Origin of the sequence: Cellulosimicrobium sp. MI9406 (assembly GCF_040595865.1) — a bacterium.
Taxonomy (GTDB): Bacteria; Actinomycetota; Actinomycetes; order Actinomycetales; family Cellulomonadaceae; genus Cellulosimicrobium; species Cellulosimicrobium funkei.
Genome location: NZ_JALIZI010000002.1, coordinates 38,262 through 59,236, shown reverse-complemented (window position 1 = coordinate 59,236; position 20,975 = coordinate 38,262). Strand labels below are relative to the sequence as shown.

Below are 20,975 nucleotides of genomic sequence, written 5' to 3'. Positions count from 1 at the left end.
GCGTCGACGCCGGGGACGGCGTCGGCCACCGCCCGCCGCCTGCTCGAGCTGCGCGCGGAGGGCCGCGCGGGGCTCGTCGGCTATCTGCCCGTCGGCTTCCCGACCGTCGAGCGCTCCGTCGAGGCGGCGCTCGCGCTCGTGGACTCGGGCGTGGACGTGCTCGAGCTCGGCATCCCGTACACGGACCCCGTCATGGACGGACCGGTCATCCAGGCCGCTGCCCAGGCGGCGCTCGACGGCGGTGCGCGCGTCGCGGACGTCTTCCGCGTCGTCGCGGCCGTCACGGAGCGCACGGGCGGACGCGTGCCGGTGCTCGTCATGACGTACTGGAACCCCGTGCTGCGCTACGGCGTCGACGCGTTCGCGCGCGACCTCGCGGCGGCCGGGGGAGCCGGGCTCATCACGGCCGACCTCGTCCCCGACGAGGGCCGCGCGTGGCTGGACGCCGCCGAGGCGCACGGTCTCGACCGCGTGTTCCTCGTCGCGCCGAGCTCGACGCCGGAGCGCCTCCGGCTCACCGCGCGCGCGTCGCGCGGCTTCGTCTACGCCGCCTCGACGATGGGCGTCACGGGCGTGCGCGCCGCCGTCGGGCCCCAGGCCGCGCGGCTCGTCGCCGACACGCGCGCGGCGGGCGCCGAGCTCGTGTGCGTCGGCCTCGGCGTCTCCACGGCCGAGCAGGCCGCGGAGGTCGCGCGCTACGCCGACGGCGTCATCGTCGGCTCGGCGTTCGTCCGGCCCCTGCTGGGCGACGCCCCGTGGGACGAGCGGCTCGCCGCGCTCCGCACGGTCGCCGCCTCGCTGGCCGCCGGGGTGCGGTCCGCCCGCCAGGAGCAGCCCGGCACGACGACGCCCGGCGGGGTGGTCGCATGAGCGCCGCGCTCGCCGTCGGGCAGCTCGTGGAGGCCGCGGGCGCCCTGCCCGCGGCGATCCCGAGCCCGCCCCAGCACACCTGGTACCTCGGGCCGTTCCCCCTCCGCGCCTACGCGCTCGCGATCCTCGCCGGGATCGGCGTCGCGCTGTGGCTCACGCGCCGCCGCTGGGTCGCGCGCGGGGGAGAGGCCGACGACGTCCTGGAGATCGCGTTCTGGGCGGTCCCGTTCGGGATCGTCGGCGGGCGGCTCTACCACGTCTTCTCGACGCCCGACCCGTACTGGGGCCCGAACGGGGACCCCGTCCGCGCGCTGTACGTGTGGGAGGGCGGCCTCGGCATCTGGGGCGCGGTCGCGCTCGGCGCGGTCGGCGCGTACATCGGGTGCCGGCGCCAGCGCGTGAGCTTCCCGGCGTTCGCGGACGCGCTCGCCCCGGGGCTGCTCCTCGCGCAGGCCGTCGGCCGCCTCGGCAACTGGTTCAACCAGGAGCTGTTCGGCGCGCCCACGACGCTGCCGTGGGGCCTGCGGGTCGACGACTCGGTCGCCGCCGCGGCCGGCTACCCGCCGGGGACGCTGTTCCACCCGACGTTCCTCTACGAGATGGTCTGGAACATCGCCGCTGCCCTGCTCCTGATCTACCTGGACCGTCGGTTCCGGCTCGGTCATGGTCGGGTATTCTGGCTCTACGTCTTCGTCTACACGCTCGGTCGGGTGTGGATCGAGATGCTGCGCATCGACGAGGCCGAGCTCGTCCTCGGTCTCCGGCTGAACGTCTGGACCTCGATCCTGGTCGGTGTCGGTGCGTTGGTAGCGTTTATCGTTGTCGGGCGTCGCCACCCCGGGCGCGAGGAGACGGTGTCCCTCGACGCGCCGGGCGAGGCGCCCGCCACGGAGCCCACGGAGCCGGTCGAGGAGTCGACCGACGCCGCGGACCCCGAGAAGACCGCGGACTCCGACGACTCGGAGGAGTCCGAGCAGGCAGATGCCGCGCGACCAGACCCCGGTCGCTGAGCCTCCGTCACTCAACGGCGAATCCGCCGGGCGACCGCCCGGTGGTTCCGTCATGTCCACCAGGGCCGACGACGTCCCGAACCCCCCAGCTGGAACCAGCCCGGCCGTCTCGGTCGGGCGCCTGTGAGGACGGTGTTGATGACCACGCCGCAGTATCGGGACGCGCACCGGGCACCCGCCCTGTCCGCCCCTCCCACGGCATCCGGTCTGTACGACCCCGCCGCCGAGCACGACGCGTGCGGCGTCGCCTTCGTGGCGACGCTCCGCGGCACGCCCGGACGCGACATCGTGGACGCGGGGCTCACGGCCCTGCTCAACCTGGACCACCGCGGCGCGGTGGGCGCCGAGGAGAACAGCGGCGACGGCGCGGGGATCCTCACGCAGATCCCCGACGCCTTCGTGCGCGACGTGGTCGACGCCGAGCTCCCGCCCGCCGGGCACTACGCGATCGGCATGGCGTTCCTCCCGCAGGACCCCGAGGCGGCCGCGACCACGGCCCGCGCGGTCGAGGCGATCGCCGCCGAGGAGAAGCTCGAGGTCCTCGCCTGGCGCGACGTCCCCGTGACTGCCGACCTCGTGGGCCCGAGCGCGCGCGCGTCGATGCCGCTGTTCCGTCAGGTCGTCGTGGCCGACCCGTCGCGCGAGCTGGCCGGGGTCGACCTCGACCGCCGGACGTACCGTCTGCGCAAGCGCGCGGAGAACGAGCTCGGTCTCTTCTTCGCGTCGCTGTCGGCGCGCACGCTCACCTACAAGGGCATGCTCACGACGGCGCAGCTCGAGCCGTTCTTCCCGGACCTGTCCGACCCGCGGTACGCGAGCGAGATCGCGCTCGTCCACTCGCGGTTCTCGACGAACACGTTCCCGTCCTGGCCGCTCGCGCAGCCGTTCCGGATGATCGCGCACAACGGCGAGATCAACACGGTGCGCGGCAACCGGAACTGGATGGCCGCGCGCGAGGGCACGCTCGCGAGCGACGCCCTCGGCGACCTCACGCCGCTGCTCCCGGTCTGCTCCGACGGCTCGAGCGACTCGGCGAGCTTCGACGAGGTGCTGGAGCTCCTGCACCTGTCGGGCCGCTCGCTGCCGCACGCCGTGCTCATGATGGTCCCGGAGGCGTGGGAGAACCACGCCGAGATGGACCCGGATCTGCGCGCGTTCTACGAGTACCACTCGACGCTCATGGAGCCGTGGGACGGCCCCGCGTGCCTCAACTTCACCGACGGCACCCTCATCGGCGCGGTCCTCGACCGCAACGGCCTGCGCCCCGGGCGCTACTGGGTCACCGAGGACGGCCTCGTCGTGCTCGCGAGCGAGGCGGGCGTGCTCGACCTCGACCCCGCGACGATCGTCCGCAAGGGCCGTCTCGAGCCGGGCCGCATGTTCCTCGTCGACACCGGCCAGGGCCGGATCATCGAGGACGAGGAGATCAAGTCCCAGCTCGCGGCGCAGCGCCCGTACGCGCGGTGGGTCGCGGAGAACGCGGTCTACCTCGACCAGCTCCCCGAGCGCGAGCACGTCGCGCACAGCCCCGCGTCGGTCGAGCGCCGCCAGCGTGCCTTCGGGTACACGCAGGAGGAGCTCAAGGTCATCCTCACCCCGATGGCCAACACGGGCGCCGAGCCCCTCGGCGCCATGGGCACGGACACGCCCATCGCCGTCCTCGCGAAGCGCCCGCGCCTGCTCTTCGACTACTTCACGCAGATGTTCGCGCAGGTCACGAACCCGCCGCTGGACGCGATCCGCGAGGAGCTCGTCACGTCGATCGGCGGGGCGATCGGCCCCGAGCCGAACCTGCTCGTCGACACCCCGGAGCACGCGCGCAAGCTCATGCTGCCGTTCCCGGTGCTCGACAACGACCAGCTCGCGAAGATCATCCGCGTCGACAAGGACCCGAACCTCGCGGGCGTCTTCCGCGCCGTGACGATCAAGGGCCTGTACCGCGTCGCGGGCGGCGGCGAGTCGCTGCTCGCCCGGCTCGAGGAGATCTTCGCCGAGGTCGACGCGCACGTCGCGGCCGGCGCGAGCTTCATCGTGCTGTCGGACCGCGACTCGGACGCCGAGCACGCGCCGATCCCGTCGCTCCTGCTGTCGAGCGCGGTGCACCACCACCTCCTGCGGCGCCACACGCGCACGCAGGTGTCGCTCGTCGTCGAGGCGGGAGACGTGCGCGAGGTGCACCACGTCGCGCTCCTCATCGGCTACGGCGCCGCCGCGGTGAACCCCTACCTCGCGATGGAGACCGTCGAGGACCTCGCGCGCCGCGGCTACCTCGCGGTCGACCCGGCCAAGGCCGTCGCGAACCTCATCAAGGGCCTCGGCAAGGGCGTCCTCAAGGTCATGAGCAAGATGGGCATCTCGACCATCTCCTCCTACCGCGGCGCCCAGGTCTTCGAGGCCGTGGGTCTCTCGCACGACCTCGTGCAGGCGTTCTTCACGGGCACGACGTCGCGCCTCAGCGGCATCGGGCTCGACGTCGTCGCGGCCGAGGTCGCGGCGCGCCACGTGGACGCGTACCCGCGCTCCGGCAACCACCGTCCGCACGTCCGTCTGACCACGGGCGGCGAGTACCAGTGGCGCCGCGACAGCGAGGAGCACCTGTTCGACCCGGAGACGGTCTTCCGTCTCCAGCACTCGACGCGCGAGCGCCGGTTCGACATCTTCCGCGAGTACACGCACCGCGTGGACGAGCAGTCCTCGCGGCTCATGACGCTGCGCGGCCTCCTCGAGCTCCGCGAGGGCGAGCGCCCCGCGGTGCCGCTCGACGAGGTCGAGCCCGTGAGCGAGATCGTCAAGCGCTTCAACACCGGCGCGATGTCGTACGGCTCCATCTCGGCCGAGGCCCACGAAACCCTCGCGATCGCGATGAACCGCCTCGGCGGTCGGTCGAACACGGGCGAGGGCGGCGAGGACCCGGAGCGCCTGTACGACCCGGAGCGTCGCTCGAAGGTCAAGCAGATCGCGTCGGGCCGCTTCGGCGTCACGAGCGAGTACCTGACGAACGCCGACGACATCCAGATCAAGCTCGCCCAGGGCGCCAAGCCCGGCGAGGGTGGTCAGCTCCCGGGCCACAAGGTGTACCCGTGGGTCGCGAAGACCCGGCACTCCACGCCGGGCGTCGGCCTCATCTCGCCGCCGCCGCACCACGACATCTACTCGATCGAGGACCTCGCGCAGCTCATCCACGACGCGAAGAACGCGAACCCGGCGGCGCGCGTCCACGTCAAGCTCGTCTCCGAGTTCGGCGTCGGCACGGTCGCGACGGGCGTGTCCAAGGCGCACGCGGACGTCGTCCTCATCTCGGGCCACGACGGCGGCACGGGCGCGAGCCCGCTGACGTCGCTCAAGCACGCGGGCACGCCGTGGGAGATCGGCCTCGCCGAGACGCAGCAGACCCTCGTGCTGAACAACCTGCGCGACCGCATCGTCGTGCAGGTCGACGGGCAGATGAAGACCGGGCGCGACGTCGTCGTGGCCGCGCTGCTCGGGGCCGAGGAGTTCGGCTTCGCGACCGCGCCGATGGTCGTCTCGGGCTGCGTCATGATGCGCGTGTGCCACCTGGACACGTGCCCGGTGGGCGTCGCGACGCAGAACCCGGAGCTGCGGGCCCGCTTCACGGGCAAGCCGGAGTTCGTCGTGAACTTCTTCGAGTTCATCGCGGAGGAGGTGCGCGAGTACCTGGCGCGCCTCGGGTTCCGGAGCATCGAGGAGGCGATCGGCCACGTCGAGTACCTCGACACGCGCCAGGCGATCGACCACTGGAAGGCGCAGGGTCTCGACCTCGCGCCCATCCTCGAGAAGCCCGTCCCCGTCGAGGGCGCGTCGCTGCGGAACACGACGACGCAGGACCACGGCCTCGAGAAGGCGCTCGACAACCAGCTCGTCGCGCTGGCCGAGGACGCGCTGGAGCGGCGTGAGCCGGTGCGGATCTCGCTGCCGGTCCGCAACGTCAACCGCACGGTCGGCACGATGCTCGGCCACGAGGTGACCAAGCGCTTCCGCGGCGAGGGCCTGCCGGACGACACGATCGACGTCACCCTCACGGGGTCCGCCGGCCAGTCGCTCGGGGCCTTCCTCCCGCGCGGCGTCACGCTGCGCCTGTTCGGGGACGCGAACGACTACGTCGGCAAGGGCCTGTCGGGCGGGCGGATCGTCGTGCGGCCGGACCGCAACGCGGTCCTCACCGGGTCGAGCAACGTCGTCGCCGGGAACGTCATCGGCTACGGCGCGACGTCGGGCGAGATCTTCCTGCGCGGCCGCGTCGGGGAGCGCTTCGGCGTCCGCAACTCGGGCGCGACGCTCGTCGTCGAGGGTGTGGGCGACCACGGGTGCGAGTACATGACGGGCGGCACGGTCGTCGTGCTGGGCCCGACCGGGCGCAACTTCGGCGCCGGCATGTCCGGCGGCACCGCGTACGTGCTCGACCTGCGCGAGAGCGCCGTGAACACGAGCGCGCTCGCGACCGGCGAGCTCGGGCTGAGTCCGCTCGAGGACGCCGAGGTCGCGCTCGTCGAGCGGCTCGTCCGCCGTCACCACGAGGAGACCGGATCGCCGCTCGCGGCCGAGCTGCTCGAGGACTTCGCCACGGCGGTGCAGCGCTTCACGCGCGTCCTGCCGACCGACTTCGCCCGCATGCGCTCGGCGCTCGAGAAGGCCGAGTCGGCCGGTCTCGACCCGGCCGCGCCCGGCGTGTGGGACCAGATCTTGGAGGTGGCCCGTGGCTGACCCCCGCGGATTCCTGAAGGTGCGGGAGCGCGAGCTCCCGCCGAACCGCCCGGTGGCCGTGCGCCTGCGGGACTGGAAGGACGTGCACGCGCACCTCGAGGAGGGTCAGCCGTTCCTCAAGGAGCAGGCGGGCCGCTGCATGGACTGCGGCATCCCGTTCTGCCACCAGGGCTGCCCGCTCGGGAACCTCATCCCCGAGTGGAACGACCTCGTCTACCGCGAGCAGTGGGCCGACGCGATCGACCGCCTCCACGAGACGAACAACTTCCCGGAGTTCACCGGTCGCGTGTGCCCGGCGCCGTGCGAGTCGAGCTGCGTGCTCGGCATCAACCAGCCGCCCGTGACGATCAAGAACGTCGAGGTCTCGATCATCGACGAGGCGTTCGAGCGCGGGTACGTCACGCCCCAGGTGCCGCAGCGGCTCACGGGCTTCACGGTCGCGGTCGTCGGGTCCGGTCCTGCCGGGCTCGCCGCCGCGCAGCAGCTCACGCGCGCCGGGCACACCGTCGCGGTGTACGAGCGCGACGACGCCGTCGGGGGCCTGCTGCGCTACGGCATCCCCGACTTCAAGCTCGAGAAGCACCACATCGACCGCCGCGTCGCGCAGATGGAGGCCGAGGGCACGCGGTTCCGCCCCGGCGTCGAGATCGGCGTCGACATCACGTGGGACGACCTGCGGGCGCGCTACGACGCCGTCGTGGTCGCGACCGGTGCGACGGTGCCGCGCGACCTGTCGGTGCCCGGGCGCGAGCTCGGCGGCATCCACTTCGCGATGGACTTCCTGCACCAGGCGAACGCGGTCGTGGCGGGGCACGAGGTGCCCGACCAGATCACGGCCACCGGCAAGCACGTCATCGTCATCGGTGGCGGCGACACGGGCTCGGACTGCCTCGGCACCTCGCTGCGCCAGGGCGCCGCGAGCGTCACGACGCTCGCGATCGGCAAGCAGCCGCCGCTCGAGCGGTCCGCGACCCAGCCGTGGCCGACCGACCCGATCGTGTTCGAGGTGTCCTCGTCCCACGAGGAGGGTGGCGAGCGCGAGTTCCTCGCGTCGACCGTCGCGTTCCTCGGCGACGAGAACGGGGCCGTGCGCGCGCTGCGCGTCGCGGAGACCGAGTACCTGCCCGACGGCCGTCGCGTGCCCAAGGAGGGCACCGAGCGCGAGATCCCCGCGGACCTCGTGCTCGTCGCGATGGGCTTCACCGGACCGGAGACGGCTGCCCTCACGACCCAGACGGGCGCGGACCTCACGGGGCGCGGCCTCGTGGCGCGCGGCGACGACTTCGCGTCGTCGCTGCCCGGGGTCTTCGTGGCCGGCGACGCCGGTCGTGGGCAGTCGTTGATCGTGTGGGCGATCGCCGAGGGGCGGGCGGCGGCGGCTTCCGTCGACGCCTACCTTCAGGGAGGGACCGAGCTGCCCGCGCCCGTGCGCGCGAACACCGTGTCCTTGCGCGCTTGACGTGCACCCCGACGTCGGATGTCCGGCGCCGGGACGATGAGCGGGGCATCCTAGGGAGGGGCACCCCGCGACGACCGGCTCCTGGCCGGTCGGAAGACTAGAGGCTGGAGATATGCGCAGAGCAAAGATCGTCTGCACCATCGGACCCGCGACCGAGTCGAAGGAGCAGCTCCGCGCGCTCGTCGACGCGGGCATGGACGTGGCGCGGATCAACCGCAGCCACGGCAGCGCCGAGGAGCACGCGGCCGTCTACCACGGCGTGCGCGAGGCCGCCGCCGAGTCGGGCCGCTCCGTGGCCGTCCTCGTCGACCTCCAGGGGCCGAAGATCCGTCTGGGCCGCTTCGCGGGCGACGAGAAGCACTGGCTCGAGGAGGGTGACACCTTCACGATCACGACCGAGGACGTCGTCGGGACCAAGGAGCTCGTCTCCACGACGCACAAGGGCCTGCCGGGCGACGCCCGCGTCGGCGACCCGATCCTCATCGACGACGGCAAGGTGCTCGTCCGCGTCACCGCCGTCGAGGGCCCGCGCGTCGTCACGCGCGTCGAGGTCGCCGGCCCGGTGTCGAACAACAAGGGCCTGAACCTCCCGGGTGTCGCGGTCTCCGTGCCGGCGCTCTCCGAGAAGGACCAGGACGACCTGCGCTGGGCCCTCGCGCTCGGCGCGGACATCATCGCGCTGTCGTTCGTGCGGTCCGCGAAGGACTTCGAGGACGTCAAGCGGATCATGGACGAGGAGGGCCGCACGGTCCCCGTCGTCGCGAAGATCGAGAAGCCGCAGGCCGTCGAGAACCTCGCGGAGATCGTCGACGCGTTCGACGGCGTCATGGTCGCCCGCGGCGACCTCGCGGTCGAGCTCCCGCTGGAGCAGGTGCCGCTCGTCCAGAAGCGCATCGTCGAGCTCGCGCGTCGCAACGCGAAGCCCGTCATCGTCGCCACGCAGGTGCTCGAGTCCATGACGAACTCGCCGCGCCCGACGCGCGCCGAGGCGTCCGACTGCGCCAACGCCGTCCTCGACGGCGCCGACGCGGTCATGCTCTCGGGCGAGACGAGCGTGGGCGAGTACCCGATCCTCACGGTCCAGACGATGGCCCGGATCATCGAGGCGACGGAGGAGGCGGGCCGCGAGCGCATCGCGCCGCTCGGCTCGACGCCGCACACCCGCGGTGGCGCCATCACGCGCGCGGCGGCCGAGATCGGCGAGATCCTCGGTGCGAAGTACCTCGCGACGTTCACGCAGTCGGGCGACTCGGCGCGCCGCATGTCGCGCCTGCGCTCGTCCATCCCGCTGCTCGCGTTCACGCCGCGCGAGCACGTGCGCAACGTCCTGTCGCTCACGTGGGGCACCCAGACGTACCAGGTGCCCGAGGTGGAGAACACCGACGCGATGGTCGGCCAGGTCGACACGACCCTGCAGGCCAACGGGCTCGCCGAGGTCGGCGACCTCGTGGTCGTCGTCTCCGGCGCCCCCGTGGGCCAGCCGGGCACGACGAACTCGATCCTCGTGCACAAGATCGGCGACCACTCCGACACCCGGAACTGACGTCCGGAGCTCTCACCGGAGCTGACGCCGCGCGCCCGCCACGGGCGCTCGTGCTGCCCGACGGCGGCGCCCCCTGCGCGGGGGCGCCGCCGTCGGTCGTCCTGCGGGCTCGGGAAAGCCCGCGACACGGCCCCCGGCGCGCCCCTACCCTCGCGGGATGCGAGCCGTGCCTGCGTCCCTGGACCCCGCGGTCGTGCGTCGGGTCGACGCGCGGCTGGACGCCGTCGTGCGCGACGAGGGCGTCGCGGTCCCGCTCGCGGTGGAGAGCGGCAGCCGCGCGTGGGGGTTCCCGTCGCCGGACTCGGACTACGACTGCCGCTTCGTGTACGTGCGCCCGGAGGCCGACTACCTCGACCCCTGGCCGCGGCGCGACGTCGTCGAGACGCCGCTCGACGCGGTGCTGGACGTCAACGGGTGGGACCTCGTCAAGGCCGTGCGGCTGCTCGTGCGCGGCAACGCGACGCTGCTGGAGTGGCTGCGCTCGCCGATCGTCTACCGCGGCGACCCCGCGTTCCGCGCGGACCTGCTCGCGCTCGCCGAGCGGGTCGTCGACCGCGACGCCGTGCGGCGCCACTACCTGCACGTCGCGCTCGGCCAGCGGGAGCGCTGGTGGACGGCGGGCGACGTGCCGCTCAAGAAGCTCTTCTACGTCCTGCGCCCGGCCGCGACGCTGCGCTGGCTGCGCGTGCGGCCGGACGCCGTCCCGCCCATGCGCCTCGCGTCGCTGCTGGACGAGGGCGAGGCACCGAGCGCGGTGGTGCAGGAGGCGTCCGGGCTCGTCGCGCTCAAGGCGGTCTCGCGCGAGATGGGCGCGGGCCCGGTCCCGGCCGTGCTCCGCCGGTTCGTCGACGACGAGCTCGCCGCCGCCATGACGGCCGCGACGGTGGCGGGGGCCGGGGCCCTGACGGCTCGCTCGGTGGCGGGGGAGTTCTTCCGGTCGGCGGTCGCGCGGTACGGCCCGGCGGGGTCGCGGTCGACGACGGCTGCGGGCGTGCCGGGCGCCGCGTCGGGGGAGTGGCGGTGACCGACGGGCGCGCGCCTCGCTCGAGCGAGCACGGCGGGTCGGCCCTACCCTCACGTGGGTGACCAGCGACCAGATCGAGGACGTCGACCAGGACCTGTACGCGGCGGCGAGCGACCCCGACGCCGACGGCGCGGCGGCCGCCGCGCGCGAGGCGACCTTCCGTGCGCTCGTCGCGCGCCGCGACGCGCGCGAGACCGCGGAGGCGGCCGCCACCGTGAGCGAGCGGGTCCAGCAGGTGGCGGAGGCCGCCGCACGCAGCGCGCAGGACGCGCTGACGTCCGCGACCGTCGCGCACTCCGCCGCTCTCCTCGGCGACGAGGCGATCGCCCGGCAGGCGGCGCGCGACGCGAGCGCCGCCGCCCGGGAGGCCGCGCGCGAGGCGGTCGTGCTGGACACGGCGCGGCCCGAGCTCTAGACGGCGTCGGTCCGTGCGCGCGGGCCCGTCGCCCGTCCGTGCCGTCCCGAGTCCCGCGGCGCCGCTCGTCCTCGCCCTCTACCCTGGGCCCAGCGCTCGGCGACCGCTCGGTGCTGACCATCCAGCCACCGGTCGACGGTGGGAGAGCGAGGTCCGTCGTGCCCCGAGCGCACCGGCGCGGGCGCTCCTCGGGGAGCGCGGTCCTTCCGGCCCTCCAGGAGCGGTACGACCTGATCGACGGGGTGCGGGTGTACTCCGTCGTCGCGGAGCCGGACCGGGCGGACCGCCCGGAGGGTCGGGCCGTACCTGCCGACGTGGTCCTCGTGCACGGGCTCGCGCTGTCGACCCGGTACCTGGAGCCGGGCGTCCGCCGGCTCGGGACGGACCGCCGCACCGCCGCCCTGGACCTGCCGGGCGTCGGGCGCAGCGGTCGTCCGCCGCACCTGCCGTCGATGGCCGAGATGGCGGACGTCGTGGCCCGCTGGATGGACGGGCTCGGCATGACGGGCGCGGACGTCGTCGGGCACTCGTTGGGCTGCCAGATCGTCAGTCACCTCGCCGCGGAGCGGCCCGACCTGGTCCGGCGGGTCGTCCTCGTCGGCCCCTCCCGGGACCCGGAGCACCCCCGGTGGTGGCAGAGCGCGTGGCGCCTGCTCCTCGACGGCCCGCGCGAGAGGTGGTCGCTGCTGCCGATCGCCGTCGTGGACTACCTGCGGGCCGGTCCGGTCGCGGCGGTGCGGGCTCTGAAGCAGGCGCGCCGCGCCGAGGTCAGCCACCTGGTGCAGAGCATCACGCAGCCCGTCCTCGTGGTCGTCGGGGACCGCGACCCGCTCGTCTCGGGGACGTGGGCCCGCCGCCTCGTCGACGCGCTGCCCGACGGGCGGCTCGTCACGGTCCCGGGGGCTCCGCACGGGCTGCCGTACTCCAGCGTCGAGTCCTTCGTCGCGACGACGCGGGAGTTCCTCGACCGCGACGAGCCGTGACGTCGAGCACCGTACGCCTGCCGAGATGAGGGGTGCCCCGGGTGGGATTCGAACCCACACTGGATCGGGTTTGAGCCGAACGCCTCTGCCGGTTGGGCTACCGGGGCCGCGCGCGGAGGTGTCCAGCCGGGCTCCGCCGCGCGGGCACCATCGAACCACACGCGCGCGCCTTCACGAGAATCACACTCCTCGGAGGGTGAAACGCGGGGGCGGCACCCGGTGCGGCGCACTACGATGAGTCCCGTGAGTGACCAGACAGCGCAGCCCGAGGACAAGCAGCCGCTCGACCTGCCCCCGATGATCGAGCCCGAGCCCGCCGCCACCCCCGCCCCGTCGGGTCGCGCCGCGCGCCGCGCCGTCGTCGCGGAGGACGAGGCCCTGATCCGTCTCGACGTCGTCGAGACGCTGCGGGACGCCGGTTTCGACGTCGTCGGTGAGGCCGGCGACGGTGCGACGGCGGTGAAGCTGGCGCTCGAGCTCAAGCCTGACGTCGTGGTCATGGACGTGAAGATGCCCGAGCTCGACGGCATCTCCGCGGCGGAGCAGATCGGCAAGGCGCACGCCGCCCCGGTCGTCCTGCTGACGGCGTTCTCGCAGGCGGAGCTCGTCGAGCGGGCCCGCGACGCCGGCGCCATGGCGTACGTCGTCAAGCCGTTCACCCCGGCGGACCTGCTGCCTGCGGTCGAGATCGCGATCTCGCGCTACTCGCAGATCTCGGCCCTCGAGTCCGAGGTGGCCGACCTCGCGGAGCGCTTCGAGACGCGCAAGCGCGTCGACCGCGCGAAGGGCCTGCTCATGACGAAGATGGGCCTGTCGGAGCCGGAGTCGTTCCGCTGGATCCAGAAGACGTCGATGGACCGCCGCCTCACGATGCGCGAGGTCGCGGACGCCGTCATCGAGCAGGTCGGCGGCGCCTGAGCCGCCCGCCGCGCCCGCGCCGCGCGGGGGTCCTGATCAGGACCTTTGTCACGGGGCTCCGGGCGGGCTATCGTCTTGGACTGGCGTCCAGCAGTTCCGGGGCGGTGAACACGGTCGCCACGTAGTGCTCATGTCGACGGCCGACGGTGCTGTCCGAGCGACGTGGACCTTCTCACGCCCCACGTCCCTCGGTGCCGCCGCCGGTCCCACGGTGCGAACGAGGAGGAGCGCAGTGCGCCCAGCAGTGGAGGTCAGGCCCGCGGTCGGTGACGACCTGCCGGGGATCGCTGTGCTGTGCTCGGAGGCACGCCGCGAGTCGGCGTCCGGGGCGCAGATCTGCGCACCCGACGAGGACCGCCTGGTCCGGCACCTGTCGGTGCTGCTCACCCTGCCCGGCGGCAACGTGCTCGTCGCCCTGCACGACGGCCGCCCCGTCGGGTTCGTCCTGGCCCGCGTGCTCGACCCGCACCTGTTCGCGGACGAGCCGAGCCTGTACGTCGAGGCGGTGTACGTGGGGGAGGACGCCCGGCGCCGCGGCGTGGGCCACGCGCTCCTCAGCGCGACGGCCGAGCTCGCCGCGTCGTCCGGCGCGACGCACGTCTACTCCGTGCCCATCCCCGGTTCCCGCGGCGTGCAGCGCTTCCTCGCGCGACTGGGCTTCGGCCCCGTGGCCGGGCACCGCGTCGTCTCGACGGCGGTCCTGCAGCGCCGGCTCGCGGCCGACCTCACCCCTGCCCGCCGGGGCACGCGCTCGCTCGAGGACCTCATCGCGCGCCGTCGGCGCGCCCGCACCGAGACGATGTCGGGGCCGGTCGACCTGCGCGAGTTCCAGGCCGAGTACAACAGCCGCGCGGGCGTGGTGACGCCGGCCGACACGCGCGAGACCCTGCCCGGCTGAGCCGGGCTCCCGCGCCCTGCGACCGGCGTCGCCCCGGTCAGCCCTGCGCGAGGATCATGCACGTGAGGCGCGCCGTGCACACGCGGCGCCCCTCGTCGTCGGACACGACGATCTCGTAGCTCGCCGTCGTGCGCCCGCGGTGCACCGCGACCGCCTCGCCGTGCACCCAGCCGTCGCGCACCCCCCGGTGGTGCGTCGCGTTCACCTCGATGCCCACGGCCGCGCGCCCGGGCCCGCCGTGCAGCTGCGCGGCGATGGATCCCAGCGTCTCGGCGAGGACGACGGACGCGCCCCCGTGCAGCAGCCCCGCGGGCTGCGTGTTGCCCGCCACGGGCATGCGTGCGGTGACGCGGTCGGCCCCCACCTCGCCCAGCTCGATGCCCATGCGCTCGATGAGCGTCCCCTCCGTGCGCAGGCCCATCGCCTCGTAGGCGTGGCGCGGGGCGTCGGGTGTCGACGGGGTGACGGGGGTCGGCGTCCCGGTCGGGGCGGCGTTCTGGTCGGAACCGTGCGTGTGGGTCATGGGCGATAGGTTGGCACCCGTGACGACCTCCGCGCGACCTCGCCTCCTGCTCATCGACGGACACTCCATGGCCTACCGCGCGTTCTTCGCGCTCCCGGCGGAGAACTTCTCGACGACCACGGGGCAGCACACGAACGCGGTCTACGGGTTCACCTCGATGCTCATCAACCTCCTGCGGGACGAGGAGCCCACGCACGTCGCCGTCGCGTTCGACGCCGGGCGACAGTCCTTCCGCACCGAGATCCTGCCCAGCTACAAGGGCACGCGGGAGTCGACCCCCGAGCCGTTCCGCGGCCAGGTGCCGCTCATCAAGGAGATCCTGGAGACGCTGCACATCCCGACGCTCGAGCGCGAGGGCTACGAGGCCGACGACATCTTCGCGACCCTCGCGACGCAGGGCGCCGCGGCAGGCATGGAGGTGCTCGTCTGCTCGGGGGACCGGGACTCGTTCCAGCTCGTCGGCCCGGACGTCACGGTGCTCTACCCGAAGAAGGGCGTCTCGGAGCTCGCGCGCATGGACAGCGCCGCCGTTGTCGAGAAGTACGGCGTGCCGCCCGAGCGCTACCCGGACCTCGCCGCCCTCGTCGGCGAGACGTCCGACAACCTGCCGGGCATCCCCGGCGTCGGCCCCAAGACGGCCGCCAAGTGGATCACGGCGTACGGCGACCTCGACGGCCTGCTGGACCACGCGGACGAGATCAAGGGCAAGGCGGGGGAGAACCTGCGGGCGCACCTCGACCAGGTCCGCCTCAACCGGCAGCTCAACGCGCTCCTGCGCGACCTCGAGCTGCCCGTCGGCCCCGACGACCTCGCGACCCGTCCCTGGGACCGCGAGGCCGCCCACCGGGTCCTCGACGCCCTCGAGTTCCGCGCCCTGCGCGACCGGCTCTTCGCGATCGCCCCCGAGGGCGAGGTCGAGGCGGAGGCGGGGTTCGACGTCGCGCTCGCCGACGTCCTGCCGGGCGGCCTGGGCGCCTGGCTGGCCGAGCACGGTACGCGCCCGCTGGGCGTCGAGGTGGCCGGCAAGGCCGTGCCGGGCGGCGGGGACGCGTGGGGCCTCGCGGTGTCCGACGACGCCGGGGCGGCCGTCGCGCTCGAGCTCGCCGACGTCGCGGGTGCCGACGACGAGGCGCTCGCCGCGTGGCTCGCCGACCCGGAGCGACCCAAGGTCGTGCACGGCGCGAAGTCGGCCTGGCATGAGCTCGCGGCGCGCGGCTACGACCTCGCGGGCGTCACGTTCGACACCGAGCTCGCCGCGTACCTGTGCCACCCCGACCAGCGGGGCTACGACCTGGGCGACCTCGTCGTGCGGCACCTGCACCGCGAGCTCCGCCCGGACACGGAGGCGGGCAACGACGCGCAGGGCGCGCTCGACCTCTCGCTCGACGGCAGCGGCGAGCAGGGGCGCGACGCGGTGCGCGCGCTCGCCGTCGCCCAGCTCGGCGAGGTCCTCGCGGGCGAGCTCGAGGACCGGGGGGCCACGACGCTCCTCGCCGACCTCGAGCTGCCGCTGTCCCAGGTGCTCGCGCGCATGGAGCAGCGCGGCATCTCGGCGGACGTCACGTACCTGCGCGAGCTCGAGCAGCACTTCGGCGACCTCGTCGCGACAGCCGCGTCGGAGGCGTACGCCGTCATTGGGCGCGAGGTGAACCTGGGCTCCCCGAAGCAGCTCCAGGAGGTGCTGTTCGACCAGCTCGGGATGCCCAAGACGAAGAAGATCAAGACGGGCTACACGACCGACGCGTCGGCGCTCGCGGACCTCTTCGTCAAGACGCAGCACCCGTTCCTCGAGCACCTGCTCGCCCACCGCGACGCGTCGCGGCTGCGCCAGACGGTCGAGGGGCTGCTGAAGTCCGTCGCCGACGACGGCCGCATCCACACGACGTTCCAGCAGACGATCGCGGCGACGGGCCGGCTCAGCTCGACCGACCCGAACCTCCAGAACATCCCGATCCGCACCGAGGCGGGCCGACGCATCCGGCGCGCGTTCGTCGTCGGTGAGGGCTACGAGACGCTCATGACGGCCGACTACAGCCAGATCGAGATGCGCATCATGGCGCACCTCTCGGGTGACGAGGGCCTCATCGAGGCGTTCCGGTCCGGGGAGGACCTGCACTCCTACGTCGGGTCGCGCGTGTTCGAGGTCCCGGCGGCCGAGGTCACGCCCGCGATGCGCTCGAAGATCAAGGCGATGTCGTACGGCCTCGCGTACGGGCTGTCGGCGTTCGGGCTCTCGCAGCAGCTCACCATCGAGGTGGGCGAGGCCCAGAAGCTCATGGACGACTACTTCGAGCGCTTCGGCGGCGTGCGCGACTACCTCACGGGCGTCGTCGACGAGGCGCGGGCCACGGGCTACACGGCGACCATCCTCGGGCGCCGCCGGTACCTGCCCGACCTCACGAGCGACAACCGGCAGCGCCGCCAGATGGCGGAGCGCATGGCCCTCAACGCGCCGATCCAGGGCAGCGCGGCCGACATCATCAAGGTCGCGATGCTCAACGTGCAGCGCGCGATCGACGAGCGCGGGCTGCGCTCACGGCTGCTCCTCCAGGTGCACGACGAGCTCGTGGTCGAGGTGGCCCCGGGCGAGCGCGACGCCGTCGAGGAGGTGCTGCGCACGCAGATGGGTGCGGCGGCGGACCTCGACGTGCCGCTCGACGTCTCGGTCGGCGTCGGTGCCACGTGGCACGAGGCGGGTCACTGACCCGGGCGCGTCAGCCCGGGAGGCGCGTGCGGAAGATCGCCGTCCCGGGCAGGTAGGCGCCGCGCACCGGTCCCCAGCCGCCCCACACCTCGGTGTTGTCGGCGGGCCACTCGGGCTCGACGACGTCGCGCAGCTCCAGCCCGGCGGCGACCACCTCGCGCACGTGGTCGCCCAGGGTGCGGTGGTACTCGGCGTAGACGACACGGCCGGCGGCGTCGGTCTCGACGTAGGGCCGGCGGTCGAAGTAGGACCGGTTCGCGGTCAGCCCGTGGTCGCTCGGGTCGTCGGGGAACGCCCACCGGGTCGGGTGCGTGACCGAGAACGTCCACGTGCCGCCGGGCCGCAGCACGCGTGCGACCTCGCGGTGGACGGCCGCCGCGTCGGGCACGAACGGGATCGCACCGAACGAGGTGAACGCGACGTCGAACGTGGCGTCGGCGAACGGGAGCCGGCGCGCGTCGGCCTGGACGGCCGGGACGCGCACGCCCGTCGCCCGGTCCAGCGCCGCCCCGGCGGCGAGCATGCCGCCGGACACGTCCGTCGCGACGACCTCCGCCCCCTGCGTCACGAGCCAGCGCGAGCACTGCGCCGCGCCCGCGCCGACCTCGAGCACCCGGCGTCCCGCGACGTCGCCGAGCAGACGCGCGTCCCGCTCGCGCAGGCCCTCCGGGCACCAGCAGAAGTCCGCCGCGCCGAGGAAGGCCCCGTGCTCGTGGAGGTACTCCTGCGCGTTGGCGTCCCACCACCCGCGGCCGGCGCGGCCGCCCTCGGTCGCGGGCACGTCGCGGTAGCCGGCGTCGGCGGTCGGACCGGGGGCCGCGCCGGAGGGCGCGACGACGGGCGGCTCGGGCGAGGAGGGCACGCTCATGCCTCCCATTCTCCCGGTCTCCGCCGCACGGCCCGTCCGGTCGGGACCTTGGTCGTCGGCGTGCCCGCGGACCGGGACGGGCGGTGACCCGTCGCGCAGGGGTGGCTAGGGTTGAGGGCGACGCGGTGCCGCGGAGGTCGGCACCTCCGTCGACGCCCGGCATGCGCGCGAGGCCGCGCGACGCGACGACGAGACGGAGGAACAGGTGCGCATCGGACTTCTCACCGGCGGGGGCGACTGCCCCGGGCTGAACGCGGCGATCCGGGCCGTGGTCAAGCAGGGGACGGGGGAGTACGGGCACACCATCATCGGCTTCCGCAACGGCTGGCGCGGCGTCGTCGACGGCGACGTCCACCCGCTCGGCCGCCAGGACATCCGGAACGTCCTGCCCGTGGGCGGCACGCTGCTCGGCACGGCGCGGTTCCACCCGCGCGAGGAGGACGGCAGCATGGACGCCGTGCTCGCGACGGTCGAGGCCGAGCACCTCGACGCGCTGATCTGCATCGGCGGCGACGGCACGCTGCACGCGGCGAGCCGTGTCGCGGAGGCGGGCGTGAAGATCGTCGCCATCCCCAAGACGATCGACAACGACGTCGAGGGGACGGACCTGTCGATCGGGTTCCACACCGCCGTGAACATCGCGACGGAGGCGCTCGACCGCGTGCACACGACTGCGGAGAGCCACAACCGCGTCATGGTGGTCGAGGTCATGGGCCGCCACGCCGGCTGGATCGCGGTCAACGCGGGCATCGCCGGCGGCGCCGAGGTCGTGCTCGCGCCGGAGCAGCCGTTCGACATCGACCAGGTCGTGAAGTTCCTCCGCCACCGGCACCGCGCGCACGCGAACTTCTCGATCGTCGTCGTGGCCGAGGGCGCCGTGCCGCGCGAGGGGTCGTCGATGGAGTTCACGCAGCAGCTCGGTCGGTTCGGCGAGATCGTCGCCGGCTCGATCGGGGAGCGCGTGAGCGCCGAGATCGCGGAGCGCACCGGGTTCGACACCCGGCTCACGGTGCTCGGGCACGTGCAGCGCGGGGGCGAGCCCACGCCGACCGACCGGATCCTCGGCAGCCGCTTCGGCGTCGCGGCCGTGGACGCCGTGAGCGCGGGGACGTCGGGCGTCATGACGGCGCTGCGGGGCGAGCGGGTCGAGCTCGTGCCGCTCGCGGAGGTCGCGGGCCGGCCGAAGCGGGTCCCGGAGGAGCTGCTGCGGGTCGCCCGCGTGCTCGCGTGACGCGGATCCGGTAGTCGGGACGCCCCGGCGGGGCGCGCGAGACGCGTTGACCGCCGGGGTGACACCCGGATAAGGTGGACGGCGGTGCGCTGCGCCTGCCTTCATCCCGAGCCACGACGTCGACCACGACGCCGGAGCGTCCGGGGGCGTCGGCGGGAGACGCGCCGAAAACCCTACCCGCTCGACTACACCTGTCCGCATCGGAGCATCGAACTCAATGACCATCTCTACCCCCGCGAAGTCCGCACCCCAGGTTGCCGTCAACGACATCGGCACCGAGGAGGACTTCCTCGCCGCCGTTGACGCGACCATCAAGTACTTCAACGACGGCGACATCGTCGAAGGCACGATCGTCAAGGTGGACCGCGACGAGGTCCTCCTCGACATCGGCTACAAGACCGAGGGCGTCATCCCCTCCCGCGAGCTGTCCATCAAGCACGACGTGGACCCCGGTGAGGTCGTCAACGTCGGCGACGCGGTCGAGGCCCTCGTCCTCCAGAAGGAGGACAAGGAAGGCCGTCTGATCCTGTCCAAGAAGCGCGCCCAGTACGAGCGCGCCTGGGGCACGATCGAGAAGATCAAGGAGGAGGACGGCGTCGTCACCGGCACCGTCATCGAGGTCGTCAAGGGTGGTCTCATCCTCGACATCGGCCTCCGTGGCTTCCTCCCGGCCTCCCTGGTGGAGATGCGTCGCGTCCGCGACCTCCAGCCGTACGTCGGCAAGGAGATCGAGGCGAAGATCATCGAGCTCGACAAGAACCGCAACAACGTCGTCCTCTCGCGCCGTGCCTGGCTCGAGCAGACGCAGTCCGAGGTCCGCTCCACCTTCCTGCAGACCCTGCAGAAGGGCCAGGTGCGCCCCGGTGTCGTCTCCTCGATCGTCAACTTCGGTGCGTTCGTGGACCTCGGCGGCGTCGACGGCCTCGTGCACGTCTCCGAGCTGTCCTGGAAGCACATCGACCACCCGTCCGAGGTCGTCGAGGTCGGCCAGGAGGTCACGGTCGAGGTCCTGGACGTCGACTTCGACCGCGAGCGCGTCTCGCTGTCGCTGAAGGCGACGCAGGAGGACCCGTGGCAGACGTTCGCCCGGACCCACGCGATCGGTCAGGTCGTCCCGGGCAAGGTCACCAAGCTCGTCCCGTTCGGTGCGTTCGTGCGCGTCGAGGACGGCATCGAGGGTCTCGTGCACATCTCGGAGCTGGCCGTGCGCCACGTCGAGCTGCCGGAGCAGGTTGTCAACGTCGGTGACGAGGTCTTCGTCAAGGTCATCGACATCGACCTCGAGCGCCGCCGCATCTCGCTGTCGCTCAAGCAGGCCAACGAGGGCGTGGACCCGGAGTCGGACGACTTCGACCCCGCGCTCTACGGCATGGCCGCCGAGTACGACGAGCAGGGGAACTACAAGTACCCCGAGGGCTTCGACCCGGAGACCAACGAGTGGCTCGAGGGCTTCGAGGCGCAGCGCGAGGCGTGGGAGGCGGAGTACGCCAAGGCGCACGAGCGCTGGGAGGCGCACCGCAAGCAGGTCGCCGAGGCGGTCAAGGCCGACTACGACGCCGCGTCGGGCGAGACCACGAGCTCTTCGAGCTCGTCGTCCTCCAGCACGTCCTACTCGTCGGCCCCGGCCGCCGAGGCGACGGGCACGCTCGCGTCGGACGAGGCGCTCGCCGCGCTCCGCGAGAAGCTCACGGGCAACTGACCCGGCCGGCGGACCCGCGCGGGACGCCACGCTGAGCAGACGAAGGCCCGCCACCCCTGGGGGTGGCGGGCCTTCGCCATGTCCGGCACGTGCCGGGGCACTCACGGC

15 protein-coding genes and 1 tRNA gene are annotated in these 20,975 nt (G+C 73.3%); 13 read left to right on the top strand and 3 right to left on the bottom strand.

The window, feature by feature from the left end; genetic code table 11:
- Positions 1-39: 39 nt before the first annotated feature.
- The 8 genes from trpA (at position 40) to MT994_RS03360 (ending at position 12,026) form a co-directional block, all read left to right on the top strand.
- Entirely contained in the window at positions 40-870 is an 831-nt protein-coding gene (gene trpA, locus MT994_RS03395) for a tryptophan synthase subunit alpha (protein ID WP_206154114.1), read from the top strand.
- Positions 867-1,880: a prolipoprotein diacylglyceryl transferase gene (lgt, locus tag MT994_RS03390; RefSeq protein ID WP_340698790.1), complete on the top strand. Its 1,014-nt coding sequence runs from the start codon at positions 867-869 to the stop codon at positions 1,878-1,880. The genes trpA and lgt overlap by 4 nt, the downstream gene beginning before the upstream one ends.
- 138 nt (positions 1,881-2,018) lie before the next feature.
- The gene (gene gltB, locus MT994_RS03385) at positions 2,019-6,602 is read left to right on the top strand and encodes a glutamate synthase large subunit (protein ID WP_354805127.1); all 4,584 of its coding nucleotides are present in this window, start codon (positions 2,019-2,021) and stop codon (positions 6,600-6,602) included.
- The gene (locus tag MT994_RS03380) at positions 6,595-8,061 is read left to right on the top strand and encodes a glutamate synthase subunit beta (RefSeq protein ID WP_034651002.1); all 1,467 of its coding nucleotides are present in this window, start codon (positions 6,595-6,597) and stop codon (positions 8,059-8,061) included. The genes gltB and MT994_RS03380 overlap by 8 nt, the downstream gene beginning before the upstream one ends.
- A 112-nt stretch (positions 8,062-8,173) precedes the next feature.
- Positions 8,174-9,604, top strand: coding sequence for a pyruvate kinase (pyk, locus tag MT994_RS03375; protein ID WP_021480418.1), 1,431 nt, complete (start codon positions 8,174-8,176; stop codon positions 9,602-9,604).
- A 157-nt stretch (positions 9,605-9,761) separates the two neighbouring features.
- The gene (locus MT994_RS03370) at positions 9,762-10,628 is read left to right on the top strand and encodes a nucleotidyltransferase domain-containing protein (protein WP_354805125.1); all 867 of its coding nucleotides are present in this window, start codon (positions 9,762-9,764) and stop codon (positions 10,626-10,628) included.
- A 58-nt stretch (positions 10,629-10,686) separates the two neighbouring features.
- A complete protein-coding gene (locus MT994_RS03365) occupies positions 10,687-11,043 on the top strand; it encodes a hypothetical protein (RefSeq protein ID WP_354805124.1) in 357 nt (118 codons plus the stop codon).
- Between the two features lie 158 nt (positions 11,044-11,201).
- Entirely contained in the window at positions 11,202-12,026 is an 825-nt protein-coding gene (locus tag MT994_RS03360) for an alpha/beta fold hydrolase (RefSeq protein WP_354805123.1), read from the top strand.
- Positions 12,027-12,059: 33 nt separating this feature from the next.
- Here the strand turns inward: MT994_RS03360 and MT994_RS03355 are convergent.
- A tRNA-Leu gene (locus tag MT994_RS03355) sits at positions 12,060-12,133 on the bottom strand.
- Between the two features lie 190 nt (positions 12,134-12,323).
- On the opposite strand from MT994_RS03355, the gene MT994_RS03350 reads away from it, so the two are divergent.
- Together MT994_RS03350 and MT994_RS03345 are read left to right on the top strand one after the other, a co-directional pair.
- Positions 12,324-12,944: a response regulator gene (locus MT994_RS03350; RefSeq protein WP_044144409.1), complete on the top strand. Its 621-nt coding sequence runs from the start codon at positions 12,324-12,326 to the stop codon at positions 12,942-12,944.
- 232 nt (positions 12,945-13,176) lie between these two features.
- Complete coding sequence (locus MT994_RS03345) at positions 13,177-13,842, top strand: GNAT family N-acetyltransferase (RefSeq protein ID WP_021482502.1); 666 nt, start codon at positions 13,177-13,179, stop codon at positions 13,840-13,842.
- Positions 13,843-13,879: 37 nt separating this feature from the next.
- On the opposite strand, the gene MT994_RS03340 is transcribed toward MT994_RS03345, so the two are convergent.
- The gene (locus MT994_RS03340; protein ID WP_043651213.1) at positions 13,880-14,263 is read right to left on the bottom strand and encodes a hotdog fold thioesterase; all 384 of its coding nucleotides are present in this window, start codon (positions 14,261-14,263) and stop codon (positions 13,880-13,882) included.
- A gap of 100 nt (positions 14,264-14,363) precedes the next feature.
- Between MT994_RS03340 and polA the strand changes: the two genes are divergently transcribed.
- Positions 14,364-17,069 (top strand): DNA polymerase I, encoded by a 2,706-nt coding sequence (polA, locus tag MT994_RS03335; protein WP_354805122.1) that lies wholly within the window; start codon positions 14,364-14,366, stop codon positions 17,067-17,069.
- 10 nt (positions 17,070-17,079) lie between these two features.
- Here the strand turns inward: polA and MT994_RS03330 are convergent, their stop codons facing one another.
- The gene (locus MT994_RS03330) at positions 17,080-17,937 is read right to left on the bottom strand and encodes a class I SAM-dependent methyltransferase (RefSeq protein ID WP_354805120.1); all 858 of its coding nucleotides are present in this window, start codon (positions 17,935-17,937) and stop codon (positions 17,080-17,082) included.
- A gap of 205 nt (positions 17,938-18,142) precedes the next feature.
- Between MT994_RS03330 and MT994_RS03325 the strand changes: the two genes are divergently transcribed.
- Together MT994_RS03325 and rpsA are read left to right on the top strand one after the other, a co-directional pair.
- Complete coding sequence (locus tag MT994_RS03325) at positions 18,143-19,168, top strand: ATP-dependent 6-phosphofructokinase (RefSeq protein WP_034651013.1); 1,026 nt, start codon at positions 18,143-18,145, stop codon at positions 19,166-19,168.
- Between the two features lie 217 nt (positions 19,169-19,385).
- Positions 19,386-20,867 (top strand): 30S ribosomal protein S1, encoded by a 1,482-nt coding sequence (gene rpsA / locus MT994_RS03320; protein ID WP_021483115.1) that lies wholly within the window; start codon positions 19,386-19,388, stop codon positions 20,865-20,867.
- The last annotated feature ends 108 nt before the right edge of the window (positions 20,868-20,975 follow it).